11 protein-coding genes are annotated in these 16,186 nt (G+C 63.5%); 5 read left to right on the top strand and 6 right to left on the bottom strand.

Annotated elements, in window-relative coordinates:
- The first annotated feature begins 13 nt into the window (after nucleotides 1–13).
- Nucleotides 14–1,228 carry an FAD-dependent oxidoreductase gene (locus tag C5689_RS06755; RefSeq protein WP_108916500.1) on the top strand — a complete coding sequence of 405 codons (1,215 nt, stop codon included), beginning with the start codon at nucleotides 14–16 and terminating at the stop codon, nucleotides 1,226–1,228.
- Here C5689_RS06755 and C5689_RS06750 read toward each other — a convergent pair.
- Together C5689_RS06750 and C5689_RS06745 are read right to left on the bottom strand one after the other, a co-directional pair.
- Nucleotides 1,209–2,165 (bottom strand): beta-propeller fold lactonase family protein, encoded by a 957-nt coding sequence (locus tag C5689_RS06750; protein WP_108916499.1) that lies wholly within the window; start codon nucleotides 2,163–2,165, stop codon nucleotides 1,209–1,211. The two genes, C5689_RS06755 and C5689_RS06750, sit on opposite strands and share 20 nt — an antisense overlap.
- Nucleotides 2,162–2,707, bottom strand: coding sequence for an SRPBCC family protein (locus tag C5689_RS06745; protein WP_108916498.1), 546 nt, complete (start codon nucleotides 2,705–2,707; stop codon nucleotides 2,162–2,164). The genes C5689_RS06750 and C5689_RS06745 overlap by 4 nt, the downstream gene beginning before the upstream one ends.
- Before the next feature lie 518 nt (nucleotides 2,708–3,225).
- On the opposite strand from C5689_RS06745, the gene C5689_RS06740 reads away from it, so the two are divergent.
- Complete coding sequence (locus C5689_RS06740) at nucleotides 3,226–6,855, top strand: vitamin B12-dependent ribonucleotide reductase (protein ID WP_108916497.1); 3,630 nt, start codon at nucleotides 3,226–3,228, stop codon at nucleotides 6,853–6,855.
- Nucleotides 6,856–7,214: 359 nt separating this feature from the next.
- Complete coding sequence (locus C5689_RS06735; protein WP_146188350.1) at nucleotides 7,215–8,552, top strand: hypothetical protein; 1,338 nt, start codon at nucleotides 7,215–7,217, stop codon at nucleotides 8,550–8,552.
- Nucleotides 8,553–8,775: 223 nt separating this feature from the next.
- Here C5689_RS06735 and C5689_RS06730 read toward each other — a convergent pair whose 3' ends face one another.
- Together C5689_RS06730 and C5689_RS06725 are read right to left on the bottom strand one after the other, a co-directional pair.
- On the bottom strand, nucleotides 8,776–9,345 hold the full coding sequence (locus C5689_RS06730) for a hypothetical protein (protein ID WP_108916495.1): 570 nt from the start codon (nucleotides 9,343–9,345) through the stop codon (nucleotides 8,776–8,778).
- A 20-nt stretch (nucleotides 9,346–9,365) separates the two neighbouring features.
- Complete coding sequence (locus C5689_RS06725; RefSeq protein WP_244594610.1) at nucleotides 9,366–10,538, bottom strand: SAM-dependent methyltransferase; 1,173 nt, start codon at nucleotides 10,536–10,538, stop codon at nucleotides 9,366–9,368.
- Between the two features lie 376 nt (nucleotides 10,539–10,914).
- Here C5689_RS06725 and C5689_RS06715 point away from each other — a divergent pair, with 376 nt between their 5' ends.
- Nucleotides 10,915–11,187: a hypothetical protein gene (locus tag C5689_RS06715; RefSeq protein ID WP_108916560.1), complete on the top strand. Its 273-nt coding sequence runs from the start codon at nucleotides 10,915–10,917 to the stop codon at nucleotides 11,185–11,187.
- A gap of 75 nt (nucleotides 11,188–11,262) precedes the next feature.
- Here the strand turns inward: C5689_RS06715 and C5689_RS06710 are convergent, their stop codons facing one another.
- Nucleotides 11,263–12,588 carry an exopolysaccharide biosynthesis polyprenyl glycosylphosphotransferase gene (locus C5689_RS06710; protein ID WP_244594609.1) on the bottom strand — a complete coding sequence of 442 codons (1,326 nt, stop codon included), beginning with the start codon at nucleotides 12,586–12,588 and terminating at the stop codon, nucleotides 11,263–11,265.
- A gap of 397 nt (nucleotides 12,589–12,985) precedes the next feature.
- Between C5689_RS06710 and ilvD the strand changes: the two genes are divergently transcribed.
- Nucleotides 12,986–14,830 carry a dihydroxy-acid dehydratase gene (gene ilvD / locus C5689_RS06705; RefSeq protein WP_108916491.1) on the top strand — a complete coding sequence of 615 codons (1,845 nt, stop codon included), beginning with the start codon at nucleotides 12,986–12,988 and terminating at the stop codon, nucleotides 14,828–14,830.
- A gap of 193 nt (nucleotides 14,831–15,023) precedes the next feature.
- Here the strand turns inward: ilvD and C5689_RS06695 are convergent, their stop codons facing one another.
- Nucleotides 15,024–16,178: a DUF3472 domain-containing protein gene (locus C5689_RS06695; protein WP_146188349.1), complete on the bottom strand. Its 1,155-nt coding sequence runs from the start codon at nucleotides 16,176–16,178 to the stop codon at nucleotides 15,024–15,026.
- Nucleotides 16,179–16,186 lie beyond the last annotated feature (8 nt).

Here is a 16,186-nt window from a genome sequence, read left to right as displayed (position 1 = left end):
CAGGGAGCGGCCGATGGCGACGATTTCCGCGAAATGCTGTGTCGTCGGCGGCGGCCCGGCGGGGCTGATGGCGGGTTTTCTGCTCGCCCGCGCCGGCGTCGAGACGATCGTCCTCGAAAAGCACGCGGATTTCCTGCGTGATTTTCGCGGCGACACGATCCACCCCTCGACGCTTCAACTCGTCTTCGAGCTCGGCCTGCTGCAAGAGTTTCTGAAGCTGCCGCATCGCAAGGCGTTTCAGCTCTCGGCCTTTCTGGGGGACCGCAAATTCGTCATCGCCGATTTCCGCGGCCTGCCGACCTTGTGCAAATTCGTCGCCTTCATGCCGCAGTGGGATTTTCTGGACTTCATCGCCGGCGAGGCGAAGAAGCTGCAAAATTTCCGCTTGCTGATGCAGACTGCCGCCGAGGGCCTCGTCGAGGAGGACGGCCGCATCGTCGGCGTGCGCGCCACGGGGCCGGAGGGGCCGCTCGAGATCCGAGCCGATCTCACCATCGCCGCGGATGGGCGGACGTCGCGAATGCGCGAATCGGCAGGCCTCGAGGTCGAGGATTTCGGCGCGCCGATGGATGTGCTGTGGTTCAAGCTGCGGCGCGAGGCGGACGACCCGGAGGAGACATTCGGCCGCGTCGCGCCCGGGCGCATGGTGGCGATGATCGAGCGCGGCGCCTATTGGCAGATCGGCTATGTGATCCCCAAGGGCCGAGCGCAGGCGCTGCGCGGCCGCCGGATCGACGAATTTCGTCACGCCATCGCCGATTGCGTTCCCTTTCTCGCCGATCGCGTCGAGGATTTGCGCGATTGGGAGGATGTGAATCTGCTGACCGTGCAGGTCGATCGCTTGAAGAATTGGAGCCGGCCGGGCCTGCTCTGCATCGGCGACGCCGCCCATGCGATGTCGCCTGTCGGCGGCGTGGGCGTCAATCTGGCGATTCAGGACGCCGTGGCGACCGCCAATCTGCTCGCCGAAAAGCTGCGCGATGGAACGCTGACCGACGCGGATGTCGGCGCCGTGCAGAAGCGCCGGGAATTTCCGGCGCGGATGACGCAGCGGCTGCAGCTCTTCATTCAAAATCGCGTGATCAGCAATGTGCTCGCCGCGGACAAGCCTTTCGACCCGCCATTGGCGCTGCGGCTTCTGGACGTCTTCCCGGTCCTACGGCAAATTCCGGCGCGGCTGGTCGGCCTCGGCGTGCGGCCGGAGCATGTCAATTCGTCGCGCGGATGAAAGCCCCGAAGGCGCGCGGGCCGTCGCCGGTCTTGGCCTTGGCGACCACTTTCAGGCTGTCGGCGGCGATCGACCAGAACTCATTGGTGAACCAGTTGGCGACATAGATGGTCTTGCCGTCCCGGCTCGCGCCGATGCCCTCTGGATATTCGCCGACCTTCACCTGCGCCACCGGCGCGAAGGTCGAAAGATCGAAGACGCTGACCGATTCCGCATATTGGTCGGTGACGAAGCCCCTGCCCTGCGCCAGCGCCACGCAATAGGGCCGCTTGCCGACCTTCACCCTGGCGATGACGCGCCGGCTCGAAAGATCGATGATGCTGACATCGTCCGATTCGACATTGGCGGAATAGGCGCGCTTTCCGTCCGCGTCGATGGTGACGCCGAAAGGATGGCGGCCGACCTCGAGCTCGCCGAGCTTTTGAAAGGACGCCGCATCGACAAAGGCGATTTTATTGGCGTCGCGAATCGCGACGAGGATCGTCTTTCCGTCCGGCGTCACCGCGACGCCCGAGGGCGTGACGCCGACTTGCGCCGTGGCGACGACGCCCGACTCTGGATCGACCGAAAAGAGCCGCTGCTCGTACATATCGGCGACATAGACGCGCTTGCCGTCCGGCGCGACGGCGAGGCCGAGCGGACCGCCCTCGAGCGGGATCTTGCGCAGGACGCGCCGCTCGCGCGTGTCGACGACGGAGAGATATTTGCCTTCCGGGCTGGTCACATAGGCGCGCGCGCCATCCGCCGAGACGGCGACGCCGGCCGGCTTGCCGCCGATCGGCAGGGTCGCGACGGGCGCCATGGTCGAAAGATCGACGATGGTGAGATCGCCGCTGCCCTGATTGGTGACGAAAGCCTCGTCCGCTCCCGCGGGCGAAGCGAGAACGAGCCCGAGAAGGGCGGCGCGCGCCGCCCTGCCCCAGGATTTGACGATCACTTGCCTTCGACCTTGGCCTTCAGCGAGGCGAGGCCGGCCTTGTAGAGATCGGTCACGGCCTTCAGAGCCGCCTCGTCCGAGAGTTCCGGCGGCGGGTCGTTGTTGGGGAAGCCGCGGTAGAAGGCGCCGCGCCATTCGACGACGCTCTTGTCGCCCTGCGGCTTCACCGTGATCGTCGAGGAGTAATTGTTCACCGGCAGGATCTTCACATCGACCTTCTCGATGCGATAGGCGAGCGAGAAGTCCTTTTCGTCATATTTGGTGAGCAACTCGTCGATCTCGCCGCCATTCTTCAGCGTGAGATGGCGCGTCGCCTTGTCGGGCGTGTTGCCGCCCTGCCCTTCTGTCTTGGCGACGGGCGGGAGCCAGCTCAGATCCTGGAAATTGCCGACGATGGCCCAGACCTTCTCGGCCGGAGCGGCGATCTCGATCGTCTCCGTCACCTTCTGGCGCGAGGGGCCGTGAGCGAGCGCGGCCGACGAGGCCAGAGCTGCTAGCGACAAGGCGGCCAGGAACCCCCGGCGCGCGACGACGAATGACATGACTAACCTCCTGAAGGCCTTTCTGGCGCCTATTGCCCCGGCGCCGCCAGCGCGCAACTAACTCCTCCGCGCCCCGCCACGTCAAGACGAGGAAAATCGAATGGGAGAATCATCCCGATCGGGCCGCCTTGCCGAAAATGGCGCGCGCGTCGACTCTCACAGCCACGCCCGAGTCGGCTTCTCCCCATAATCCACGACTTTCTGCAACATGTTGTCACCAAATTAATTAGTCACACCATATCTTGACGCCGTCCCCGGACTGACGCACTGTCGGAGTGTCACCTATGACGCAGCGACGGAAGATCGAAGAGGCCCGGCAGCGCGCCCCGAACGGGCGGCGCTCGCCTCGATGCTCGCCCGCGCTGCGCGCCTCGTCGCGACGGCGGCCCTTTTATCGCGGCGAGGCGTCGGTATCTGCGTTTCCCCACGTAGAGTCCCACAAAATCGACGCTTCCACACGGCCGACGCCAGCGGCCGCGCGCGGTTTCGCGCGCATATTTTTCGAGGAATAGGACGAGATGAAGATCGACCGACGCCACACCAGAGCCGGACAGTCCCCTTATGCGGATATCGAGTTTCGCGCGGCGCGTAGCGAGATCCGCAATCCTGACGGCTCGGTGGTGTTCTCGCTCGAGAACATCGACGCGCCGGCCGATTGGAGCCAGGTCGCCGTCGACGTGCTGGCGCAGAAATATTTCCGCAAGGCCGGCGTGCCGGCGCGGCTGAAGCGCGTCGAGGAGCACGAGGTTCCGAGCTTCCTGTGGCGCTCCATTCCCGATTCGGAGGCGCTCGCCCTTCTGCCCAAGGCGGAGCGCTATTCCTCCGAGACCTCGGCGCGCGAGGTGTTCGACCGTCTCGCCGGCGCCTGGGCCTATTGGGGCTGGAAGGGCGGCTATTTCGACACGGAGGAGGACGCCTCCGCCTTTCAGGACGAATTGCGCTACATGCTGGCCCGCCAGATGGCGGCGCCCAATTCGCCGCAATGGTTCAACACCGGCCTGCATTGGGCCTATGGCGTCGACGGCCCCAGCCAGGGCCACTTCTATGTCGATTATCAAACCGGCAAGCTGACCAAGTCCAAGACCGCCTATGAGCATCCGCAGCCGCACGCCTGCTTCATCCAGTCGGTGGAGGACGATCTCGTCAATGACGGCGGCATAATGGATCTTTGGGTGCGCGAGGCGCGCCTGTTCAAATATGGCTCCGGCACCGGCTCCAATTTTTCCAAGCTCCGCGGCGAGAAGGAAAAGCTCTCGGGCGGCGGCTCCTCCTCCGGCCTCATGTCCTTCCTGAAGATCGGCGACCGCGCGGCGGGCGCGATCAAATCCGGCGGCACGACGCGCCGCGCCGCCAAAATGGTAGTGGTCGACGTCGACCATCCCGATATCGAGGCCTTCATCGATTGGAAGGTGAAGGAGGAGGAGAAGGTCGCCTCGCTCGTCGCCGGCTCCAAGATCGTCAAGAAGCATCTGAAAGCCGTGCTGCGCGCCTGCGTCAATTGCGAGGGGCCGGGCTTCGACTGCTTCGACCCGGAGAAGAACCCTGCGCTGAAGCGCGAGATCAGAGCCGCACGCCGCGCCGAGGTGCCGGACAATTACATCAAGCGTGTCATTCAATTCGCGCGTCAGGGCTATAAGGACATTTCCTTCGACACCTATGACACGGATTGGGACAGCGAGGCCTATCTCACCGTCTCCGGCCAGAACTCCAACAACACCGTGCGCGTCACCGACGAATTCCTTAAGTCGGTGGAGACCGACGGCGATTGGACGCTGACGCGCCGTCTCGACGGCAAGCCGTCCAAGACGCTGAAGGCTCGCGAATTGTGGGAGAAGATCGGCTACGCCGCCTGGGCCTCGGCCGATCCCGGCATTCAGTTCCACACGACGATCAACGATTGGCACACCTGCCCGGCCGGCGGCGCCATACGCGCCTCCAATCCGTGCTCGGAATATATGTTCCTCGACGACACGGCCTGCAATCTCGCCTCGCTGAACCTGCTGCAGTTCCGCGATCCGCAGACGAAGCGCATCGACGTCGATTCCTACGAGCACGCCGTGCGGCTGTGGACCATCGTGCTGGAAATCTCCGTGCTGATGGCGCAATTCCCTTCGCGGGAGATCGCGCAACTTTCTTACGAATATCGCACGCTCGGCCTCGGCTACGCCAATGTCGGCGGCCTGCTGATGTCCTCCGGCATCGCCTATGACAGCGAGGCCGGCCGTGCGCTCTGCGGCGCGCTCTCGGCGATCATGACCGGCGTCGCCTATCGCGCCTCGGCGGAAATGGCCAAGGAGCGCGGCCCCTTCTCGGGCTTCGAGGCCAATCGCGAAGCCATGCTGCGCGTCATTCGCAATCACCGCCGCGCCGCCCATGGCCAGCGCGCCGGCTATGAGGGCCTCGCGACCGCGCCCGTGCCGCTCGACCACGCCGCCTGCCCCGATGCGGCGCTCATCGCCCGCGCGACGCGCGCCTGGGACGAGGCGCTCGCGCTCGGCGAGGAGCATGGCTATCGCAATGCGCAAGTCTCCGTCGTCGCGCCGACCGGCACGATCGGCCTCGTCATGGATTGCGACACCACCGGCATAGAGCCGGATTTCGCTCTGGTGAAATTCAAGAAGCTCGCCGGCGGCGGCTATTTGAAGATCGTCAATCGCGCCGCGCCGGAAGCGCTGCGCGCCCTCGGCTATAGAGAGTCCGAGATCGCAGAGATCGAGGCTTACGCCGTCGGCCACGCCTCGCTCTCCAACGCCCCGGCGATCAACACGACCTCACTGCGCGCGCGCGGCTTCACCGACGAGAAGATCGAGACGGTGGAAAAGGCGCTGGCCTCCGCCTTCGACATCAAATTCGTCTTCAACAAATGGACGCTCGGCGCGGATTTCCTCACCGGCGCGCTGAAGGTTCCGGCGGCGGCGCTGGAAGATGCGAGCTTCGATCTGCTCACCCATCTCGGCTTCTCGCGCCAGGACATCGAGGCCGCCAATGTCCACATTTGCGGCGCCATGACTCTGGAGGGCGCGCCGCATTTGAAGACGGAGCACTATCCCGTGTTCGATTGCGCCAATCCCTGCGGGCGCACGGGAAAGCGCTATCTCTCGGTCGAGAGCCACATTCGCATGATGGCGGCGGCGCAGCCCTTCATCTCGGGCGCGATCTCCAAGACGATCAACATGCCCAATGACGCCACGATCGAGGATTGCGAGGCGGCTTATCTCCTGTCCTGGAAGCTGGCGCTGAAAGCCAACGCTCTCTATCGCGACGGCTCCAAGCTGTCGCAGCCGCTCTCCTCGCAGCTCGTCTCCGACGCGGACGACGAGGCGGAGGAAGTCGCCGAGGAGATCATCTCCGCCAATGCGCCGGCGCGCGCGGCGGCCATCGCCGAGCGCATCGTCGAGCGCGTGGTGCATCAAGTGGTGCGCGAGCGCGAGAAGCTGCCCGATCGCCGCAAAGGCTATACGCAGAAGGCGGCCGTCGGCGGCCATAAGGTCTATCTGCGCACGGGCGAATATGTGGACGGGCGCCTCGGCGAGATTTTCATCGACATGCACAAGGAAGGCGCGGCCTTCCGCAGCTTGATGAATAATTTCGCCATCGCCATCTCGCTCGGCCTGCAATATGGCGTGCCGCTCGAGGAATATGTCGACGCCTTCACCTTCACGCGCTTCGAGCCTGCGGGCTTCGTGCAGGGCAATGACGCGATCAAGAACGCCACCTCCATTCTGGACTATGTGTTCCGCGAGCTGGCGATCTCCTATCTCGGCCGCAACGACCTCGCCCATGTGTCGCCAGAGGATATCGGCCATGACGTGCTCGGCAAGGGCGAGCATGAGGGCAAGGCGCCGGAGAGCGCTTCGTCCATCGTCTCGAAAGGCCTGCTGCGCTCCAAGACGGATCGGCTGATGCTGGTGCGCGGCGGCGCGACGGCGCTGCGCGAGAGCCCCGCCGAGGAAGTGGAGCAGCCCTTGTCCGAGCTCGGCTGGACGGCGCCGACGCGCCCGGTGGAGAGCGTCGCCGACAAGCGCGCCGAAGCGCGGATGAAAGGCTATGTCGGCGAAGCCTGCCCCGAATGCGCGAATTTCACGCTCGTGCGCAATGGAACATGCCTGAAATGCGAGACCTGCGGCAGCACCACAGGCTGCAGCTGAGCGTAACGGCGACCGCCTGACGGGAACGAAAAGATTCCGGCAGCGGCATGAAATCCTCCGGTAAACCGAACACAAATTTACCAGCAAACGCCTTGACGGCGATCGAGTCTCGTTCGCTGTCAAGGAGCTAAGTGAGCAAAGCAGGAGTTGGTCGGCAAGGGCGGAGTTTCAAACGCCGGTAGCGCTAACCTTCCATCCCGCTCGATGTTCTGCTGCGCACTTCGAATCTGTTCGACCTCGGCCTTTAGCCGACCGCCTTTTTATTGACCTTTAAAATCCGGTAGGGATTGCTGGCGAAGCCATTTGGGGTCGCCCAGCACTCCGGCGTCAGTGACCGAGCCAGCTCGGCTGGAGATGCGATGTCCGAGGATCTTACAAATTTCCGAGATTCCCTGAGGAAAGGCTCGGGACGGGCCGCACTCATACTGGCCTCCAACCCGTCGAACGAGGAGTTGCAGGCGGCGCTTCTCGCGGCTTGCAAGACGGTCCAGATCTATGATCCGCAATGCGAGGAAGGGAGAGCGCCGTATCTTAATCGACTGATCGCCATGACCGGGCGAAGCCCGCTTTACTGGACGAACCTGCTGCCTTGTCTGGACGATTTCAAGCCGGAAAACGACGACCGGGACATCGTGCAGATCTTCGGCGTCCTCTGCCTTCTCGCGACCGCACGGACCGGTGCCGAACGTCGCCGCCTGCGGGATTTCGTCGAAAGCAACGCCGTCAGAAACGCCCATTTCCCGCGTATGGCGCAGCCATGCGGCGAAGAACTGATACGCCTCGAAGGGCTGGAAGTCTTCCTTCTCCTGATCCGACTGTATCACTCTGAACTACTGCAAAACTTCCTTGAAGAGGATGGCTGGGCCTACCGCTCGTGGGTCGACGCTCTGAGCGACAAGGACGGAGCCGTGGCGACCGCCGCCGCATTGGAAAAGGCGCGATCGATTTCCGCCGAACTCGACCGGTTGATGTCACTCGCGGCTGGAGATCAGCGGTCCGACCAGCCCGTCGCCCAAGGGGACCAAGACAAGGACATCCCAAGCTATTTGACGGTGAAGGCAACGCTCGATCCGAAGAAGGGGTTTCCGCGCTCTTGGATCAAGTCCGCCGCCGCCGACGACCTGATTGCGGCAGCGCGGGATCTCTTGGTCACGAGAGACGATGTGAGGATTCGCGCCTATCTCAGGATATTCACCATGCGCGACTATCCCTTGGATCCCGAGACGCTATTCCCGTTGGTCAATGGCGAGAACAGACGAATCTCTTGGCAGGCGGTCAGGGTGCTGCAAAGGCTGAACGACGCCAAGGTCAGAGATCTCGCTTTCTGGTTCCTCCAGAAAGAGGCGACGCTCGCCGCAGCCATTCGGCTGCTTTGCGGGAGCTATCAACCCGGTGATTTCAGCGCAATCGAAAGCGCGGTGCGAAACATCCAACTCGATGAGGATGGATGGCACGGGGTTGGCGCATCGATTCTCAGCCTGCTTGACGATGTCACCGTCCCGCCGGACGAGAGCCGCGAAGTGCTGCTCCACCTGTACGAGAAAACCCCGTGCTCGCTCTGTCGCGAGTCGGTCGTAGAGAAACTGCACGAACACGGGCTCGTGCCGAATTGGATGGCGAGGGAGTGCGCGTTCGATGCCGAACCGGAGACGGCGGCTGTTTTTCAGGGAGACGAATTGATGGGCTTGCGGCCATAACGAGCCGCGTCATTGACTCATCCCTGACTATTGCCGGAAAATTTGCGTTCGTTTTGCGGGGAATTCTCGTTCCGTCATCGCCTCGAAATCAATGGCTCGTGGCGCGATTTACCGACAAATTTCCATTCTGGTCAGGGACCGGCGCGACGACGCTGATTTTCAAAATGCGTCTCGGCGACGAATCTTCGCGTTCGCCGCCGAGACCAAGAAGACCGCGCGCCTCTCACAAAGGCGCGTCGGGCACGCCATGCACATGGACGTCGCGGCCAGAGTGCTTGTTGAGAATATCGACGGCGCTTTTCTCATGCGCGGCGTCGCGCGTGCGCACCCATAGCAATATGCCGCCGCGATCCAGCTGCTCTTGCAGATATTGCGCGTGATGCTCGCCGATCAGCCTGGCGAAGAGTGCTCCAACCAGCCCGCCGCCGCCGCCGGCGATGGCCGCCGCCGCGAGCGCGGCCGCCATGGTTCCGCCGCTCGCGAAGATCAGCCCCGCCGCGCCGATCGCGCCTATATAGCCGAGGCCGCCGACCAGCGCGCCTTGCGCCTCGCCGATCGACTCGGGCGAGATATAGGCGCCGCGCGGAACATCGGGGTCGTCTGCGACATCCTCGGCTTTCTCATATGCGTGACCGAGCTTTTGCTGCACCGTCAGCTCGCCGGCCATCAGGCTGATGTCGGCGCGATCGAAGCCGGAGGTCTGCAATTCGTCGACCGCCTCTTGCAGCGCATCGGCCGCGTCGAACACGCCGACAGCTTCGCGAACTCCATTGGTCTCGTCGCCGGACGCCATGCGATCGTCTCCTTCGAATGTCAGATCGAGCGATACATATAGTCGCGCGTGAGCGGCGCCGCGTCGATGCGCTTGGCCAGCTGAATGTGGAAGTCGACGAGGCCGGAATGTCGAAATCCCGCTTCGCAGCTCGCGAGATAGAAATCCCACATTCGGCAGAACCGATCGTCGTATATTTCGGCGACGCGCGACCAATTGTTCTTGAATCGCCGCCGCCACATTCTCAACGTCTCGGCATAGTGGAGGCGGAGAATTTCAATGTCGGTCGCAAAGAGCCCGGCGCGCTCGATCGCCGACGCGATCTCCGAGAGAGCGGGCACATGGCCGCCGGGGAAGATATATTTTTCGATCCATGGGCTGCCGGCGCCGGGCCCCGCGGCGCTGCCGGTCGTGTCCATCAAGGCGACGCCGTCGTCGACCAGAAGATCGCGCAACTTGCCGAAAAATTCGCAATAGCGGCCGTATCCCACATGCTCGAACATGCCGACCGATATGATGCGATCATAGCAGGCCGTCTCCTCGCGATAATCGCGCAGGACAAAGCGAACGCGATTGTCGAGCCCCGTCTCCCGCGCGCGCCGTCGCGCATGGTCGCATTGCGCCTGCGACAAGGTGAGGCCCGTCACCTCGACATCGGCGACGCGCGCGAGATAGAGCGCGAGGCCGCCCCAGCCGCATCCGATGTCGAGCACGCGCTGTCCGCGCCGCAGCATCAGCTTGGCGGCGAGATGCGCGAGCTTTTGCTCCTGCGCCCGCTCGAGCGTATCCTCCTGCGTGAGATAATAGGCGCAGGAATATTGACGCTCGGAATCGAGAAACAGCGAATAGAGCTCGTCCGAGAGATCGTAATGCGAGCGGATTTCGTCTGGCGCGGCGCTCAGCGAATTGCTGCGCCCGATGCGCTTTTGCAGGCGCCGCGCCATGGCGCCGGCGCGCCACAGCCAATGGCCGTAGCCGCGGCCGAAATTGGCGAAGCACAGATCGAAAAAATCATAGACGTCGCCGCTGGCGACGGTGAAAGAGCCGTCCATATAGGCTTCGCCCAGCGCGATATCGGGCGCCAGCATCAGCTTTTGCGCGAGATTGCGATCCTTTATCTCGATCGTCACCTCCGGCGCGCCACGCCCGAAACGGCGCACGCCGGCGTCCGGCCCGACGAGCGTCAGCGACCCCGCAGCGATATGTCTCGTCAAGAGTCGATCGAGCGAAAACAATGCCGTCATTCGTGACGCCCGACTGTGCCTCGGTGAATGGCCGAGCTGTCAAATATCGCCGCGCGCCGGGGCTTCAATAAGCAGCGCCGCAATGAGGCTCGGCGCCGCCTCGACCATGCGCAGACGGACGCCGCCGAAAATAGCGGCAGCTACGCCGGCGAAAGAGGCTATCGGCCCTGTGCGTTCGCGCACATCTTCCCCGATGGGCTCGGGCCATTCTCGGCGGGTGGTCAATTCCACCCTCCTCCCGACTCTTCTGCGCCGCCCGAAGCGCGCCGGCGAGCGTCGCTCCGTTTCTTGCATGAGCCGTCCGACGCCAGAGGCGCCGGCGGAAAACGCTCCAGAGGAGATCACATTGCCCGACGAACCGACATTCACCAGAGAACGCCCGAAGACGGTCGGCGAGTTGATCGAAGCCTTGCAGAAGCTGCCGCCAGCGGCGCGCGTCATGGTCCATGGCGAGGACGACAGTCTCTATGATTGCGGCTCGCCGCTGATCGAACTGGTGATGCTCAATCGATATCCCGACAGCAAGGACCATCTCGGCCCGCATCGATTGTCGAGCGGCATGGACGCCGACAAGGCCGTCGGCGTCGTGATCATCAAGGATGCGATCCGGGAGTATTGACGGCGACGAAGCGGGCGAATCGCGGCTCCTCGCCGAAACGCGCCCTCCCCCGCCTCTCGAACGATGATTGCCGCGTCAATAGGCGCGAGAATCGTGGAGCACCATCTTCAGCGTTCGAAATATGATGCCGATGTCCAGCATCAACGTCCAATTGTCGATATAATAGAGGTCGCAATCCACCCGGTTGCGAAGCTTGTCGAGCGTGTCCAGCTCGCCACGAAATCCCTCGACTTGCGCCCAGCCGGTCATGCCCGGCTTCACCCTGTGGCGCACCGCATAATAGTCGACGAGCTCCTCGAGATTGCGCCCGTCTGTCTTGGTCGACAACGCATGAGGCCGCGGGCCGACGATCGACATATCCCCCACGATCACATTCAATAACTGCGGCAATTCGTCGATGCTCGAGCGGCGAATCAGACGACCGACGCGCGTGACCCGCGGATCGTCGCGGCTCGTCTGAACGGCGGCGTGCGGGTCTGTCTGCTCCACGAACATGGAACGGAACTTCCACAGTTGGAAAATGCGGCCATTGAATCCGACGCGCTTTTGACGAAAAAAGACAGGGCCCGGAGAGTCGAGCTTGATCGCGAGGGCTGTCGCGGCCATCAAGGGCGCGAGCGCGACGAGGGCGCAACTGGCGATAGCAATGTCTTCGAGCCGCTTGAACCACAAGCTCCAGCCGTGGATCGGCTCCTCCATGCCGCAAAAGGAGATGCGGTCGCCGAATTTCGCGACGCCGCACATATCCGCGAGAACGCGCCGATCGGCCGGCAGAACGAACACGCGGGTCGACAAATGTCGCAGCAGATCGAGATTGCGGAGAACGAGCGGGATCTTGTCCCATGGCGCCGCGAGATAGACGTGATCGATCTCGTCCTGGACGATGCGATCCGACAAATCCGCGAGCTCGGCGAGATCGTTATATTTGGCGTAGCCGACGACGACCTCCTCGTTGCGGGTCTCGCCCTCGATCTCTCGCGGATGCAGCGGCGCGCAGAACACGCCGACCGACAAGGCGCGATGGACGAAGGCGCTCTCCGAGAGCGCCCGCCGAATGCGCTTCAGGACCAGAGCGCGCGCGACGATGGCGAGCGATGCGCTGGTCGTGGCCCAGGAAAAGAACCAGAGGCGAGAATAGCTCTCCGCCGACTTGGTCGCCGCGGCGATGCAGATCATCATGGCGAAGGTGGACAGAAAGGAAAGAGCCGCGCGCCTCAGCACATGGCGGCGGTCCAATATGGTGGGCGTCCGATACAGCTCGAAAATATGCGCCAGACCGAATTGCAGAGCCGCGGCGAAGAAAATCGCCCAGATTTGCCCGTCATGCGGCGGCTGGCCCGAAAATCGCGGCGAGCTGAAAAGATCGGCGCATAGGAAACCGGTGAAGAGGAGAGCGATCATATCGAAGGCCGCAAATCCAGCGGCGAAATTATACAGAGAAATACGCTTCGACTTCAGCGTTGGCCTATGGGACCACGCGATCTCCCGCGAGTCGCTGTAATCCAACCACATACGCATCGACCCCGAAAATACACGCAAGTAATATACCTTAATTTTCCGTTAACGCAATCCTCGGGCGGGAGCCGATTTTTCAGGAGACCTGAGCGTATTCGCCTATATCGTTCGAAATAAAACTGCTGGACGGCGCGCTTCGCGCCGCGCCCCGCATGACGGGCGCGGGCCGAGCCGCCCGCCTCCCGACGCCGGGGCTCGATGGGCGTCGACTGGTTGCGGGGCCTTGCTCGTTGGGATAGTGCATCCGGGAACACGCGTTTTGCAAGAAGAAGAGAGCCGCCCAATGCCGCCGTTCCGCTCCCGCACCACCACCCATGGACGCAATATGGCGGGCGCGCGCGGCCTGTGGCGCGCCACCGGCATGAAGGATGATGATTTCGGCAAGCCGATCATCGCCGTCGCCAACTCCTTCACGCAATTCGTGCCGGGCCATGTGCATCTGAAGGACTTGGGCCAGCTCGTCGCGCGCGAGATCGAGAAGGCCGGCGGCGTCGCCAAGGAGTTCGACACGATCGCCGTCGATGACGGCATCGCCATGGGCCATGACGGAATGCTCTATTCCCTGCCCTCGCGCGAGATCATCGCCGATAGCGTCGAATATATGTGCAACGCCCATTGCGCTGACGCTCTCGTCTGCATCTCCAATTGCGACAAGATCACCCCAGGCATGTTGATGGCCGCGCTGCGGCTGAACATTCCCACCATCTTCGTTTCCGGCGGGCCGATGGAGGCCGGCAAGGTCACGCTGCATGGCGAGGCTCACGCCCTCGATCTCGTCGACGCCATGGTCGCCGCCGGCGACGACAAGGTCAGCGACGCCGACGTCGCGGTCATCGAGCGTTCCGCTTGCCCCACCTGCGGCTCCTGCTCCGGCATGTTCACCGCCAATTCGATGAACTGCCTCGCCGAGGCGCTCGGCCTCGCCCTGCCCGGCAATGGCACTGTGCTGGCGACGCACGCCGATCGCGAGCGCCTCTTCGTCGAGGCCGGCCATCTCATCGTCGATCTCGCCCGCCGCTGGTACGAACAGGATGACGCCAGCGTGCTGCCGCGCTCCATCGCGAAGTTCGAGGCTTTCGAGAACGCGATGACGCTCGACATCGCCATGGGCGGCTCCACCAACACCGTGCTGCATATTCTCGCCGCCGCCTATGAGGCGGAAGTTCCCTTTACGATGGCCGATATCGATCGCCTGTCGCGGCGCGTGCCGGTTCTGTGCAAGGTCGCGCCCAGCGTGCCGGACATTCACCTCGAGGATGTGCATCGCGCCGGCGGCATCTACGCCATTCTCGGCGAGCTCGCGCGCGCCGGCCTGCTGCATACGGAGCTCCCCACCGTCCATTCCGCCACGCTCGGCGAGGCGCTGTCGCGCTGGGACGTGCGCGTCTCCAATAGCGAGAGCGTCGCGACTTTCTACCGCGCCGCGCCCGGCGGCGTGCCGACGCAAGTGGCCTTCAGCCAGAGCCGCCGTTTCGACGCGCTCGATCTCGATCGCGAGAAGGGCGCCGTGCGCGACGCGGACCACGCTTTCTCCAAGGATGGCGGTCTCGCGGTTCTCACCGGCAATCTGGCGCTCGACGGCTGCATCGTGAAGACGGCGGGCGTCGACGATTCCATTCTGAAATTCGCCGGCCCGGCGCGCGTCTTCGAGAGCCAGGACGCCGCGGTCGATGCGATCTTGAACGGAAAGATCGTCGCCGGCGATGTGGTGGTGATCCGCTATGAAGGCCCGCGCGGCGGCCCCGGAATGCAGGAGATGCTCTATCCGACGAGCTATCTGAAATCGAAAGGCCTCGGCAAAGCCTGTGCGCTCATCACCGACGGGCGTTTTTCGGGCGGCACATCGGGCCTCTCCATCGGCCATGTCTCGCCGGAGGCGGCCGAGGGCGGGCTCATCGGCCTGGTACGCGAGGGCGATTCGATAGAGATCGACATTCCGGCGCGCTCCATCCGCCTCGCCGTTTCCGATGACGAGCTGGCGAAGCGCCGCGCGGCGGAAGAAGCGCGCGGCAAGGACGCCTGGAAGCCGGCGAAACGCGCGCGCAAAGTCTCGAAGGCGCTGCGCGCCTATGCGGCCATGACCACCAGCGCCGCGCGCGGCGCCGTGCGCGAGGTTCCAGAAGGCTGAGACGCAAGGGAGGACGGCATGGCGCTGACATTGGCGCTCGTCGCGGCTGTCAGGGGCGGCAGCCGCGTGAAGCCCATGTTGAAGGCATAGGCGCGATGACGACCGGCGCCGCGCGAGGCGCCGCGCCGGAGATTTGATCCCGCCTCTCGCGTCGTCGCGCGGAGCCGCGCCTCGCTCTCCCCTCTCGTCTGGCTCAGGGACCGCAGCCGCAAACGCGCTGCGCGCCGGGCGCCGACGAGGCGGCCGTCGTGTCGGGCTTCAAGAGCCACCAGCTCTTGGGGGCATAGCGGTGGCAGCCGAGCCCCTCCTGGGGATTTATGCGCGTGCCGGCCTCCGCTTTCGGCAGCTGGAGCGCCGCCAGCACGCTGTCGCATCTTCCGACATCCCCTCCCTGCCCGGGCGTGCCGAGATAGGGCGATGTCACGCGATCGGAGGCGATTCCACCGAGCGTGTAGGGGACCGCCGCGCTGCATGTCGTCGTCGGCAGGGTTCGCGCCGAGGTGCAGACATCAGAGCAGGATTTTCCGGCGTCGCCGAGATAATAGCAGGCGCTCGCCCCGTAATTGCCCATCGGCACGCCGCCGAGCGGGCAGGTGAGCGTCTCGTAATGCCTGTTCCCGGCTTCGGGAAAGATCTTGAAAGGCGCTTGCGTCCCGTCATAGCCATATGTCTTCGGAGCCACGCCGAGATTGTCCATCGTGGGGCTCGTCCACACGACTTTTTGCGGCGAATAGGCGCAATTGCCGCGGCTCTGCTGACCGCCGAACACTTCCTCCCACTGGACGCTCGAATTCGTCGGATTGAGACGTCCTTTCGGGAAGTCCTGGCTGTCGATCGAGCCGAAAAGGGTCTCCTCCTTCGTCGTCATGTCCATGACGTAGAAGTTCCACCAGCTTCCGTCGACATTCCAGACGCGCAGCCGATAATCACGACCCTCGACCCAGGGATAGGTCGCGACGATCTGCGCGCCGGGAGCCTGGTCGCCGGCATTCTGCGACGCCTGACACGAAATGTAGCGATCCGCCGGCAGAGGGCATTTGACGCTATTCGCGTCGACGACCGTCGTCGGCTTGTAGAATATCGACATGATCACGTTTCGTCTGCCGTCCTGCTGTTGCTGCAGGCCCATATACATCGTGTCATGATCGCTCTTGTCGCCGACGTAGAATTGGTGGGACCAGAAGAACCCGCCGAATTCCGGCGTCGGCGCTCTTTCGATCCGCAAGATCTGATCGAGATTGTATCCGCTGTGATCCGGCCATGTGAAATAGGTCGGCGAAAAAGCGAAACACGATCCCGCGAACGTCATGGTGGCGATGTTACACAAAAATGCGACGAAAAACCTCATGCGCGCCT

The organism is Methylosinus sporium (assembly GCF_003113265.1).
GTDB classification, from domain to species: Bacteria; Pseudomonadota; Alphaproteobacteria; order Rhizobiales; family Beijerinckiaceae; genus Methylosinus; species Methylosinus sporium.
This window is presented reverse-complemented; position numbering and strand designations above follow the sequence as displayed.

Excerpts from the sequence above, each read along its gene's own strand:
- C5689_RS06755 (WP_108916500.1), top strand. The coding sequence starts at position 14 with ATGGCGACGATTTCCGCGAAATGCTGTGTCGTCGGCGGCGGCCCGGCG.
- C5689_RS06745 (WP_108916498.1), bottom strand. The coding sequence starts at position 2,707 with ATGTCATTCGTCGTCGCGCGCCGGGGGTTCCTGGCCGCCTTGTCGCTA.
- C5689_RS06740 (WP_108916497.1), top strand. The coding sequence starts at position 3,226 with ATGAAGATCGACCGACGCCACACCAGAGCCGGACAGTCCCCTTATGCG.
- C5689_RS06735 (WP_146188350.1), top strand. The coding sequence starts at position 7,215 with ATGTCCGAGGATCTTACAAATTTCCGAGATTCCCTGAGGAAAGGCTCG.
- C5689_RS06730 (WP_108916495.1), bottom strand. The coding sequence starts at position 9,345 with ATGGCGTCCGGCGACGAGACCAATGGAGTTCGCGAAGCTGTCGGCGTG.
- C5689_RS06710 (WP_244594609.1), bottom strand. The coding sequence starts at position 12,588 with ATGATCGCTCTCCTCTTCACCGGTTTCCTATGCGCCGATCTTTTCAGC.
- ilvD (WP_108916491.1), top strand. The coding sequence starts at position 12,986 with ATGCCGCCGTTCCGCTCCCGCACCACCACCCATGGACGCAATATGGCG.
- C5689_RS06695 (WP_146188349.1), bottom strand. The coding sequence starts at position 16,178 with ATGAGGTTTTTCGTCGCATTTTTGTGTAACATCGCCACCATGACGTTC.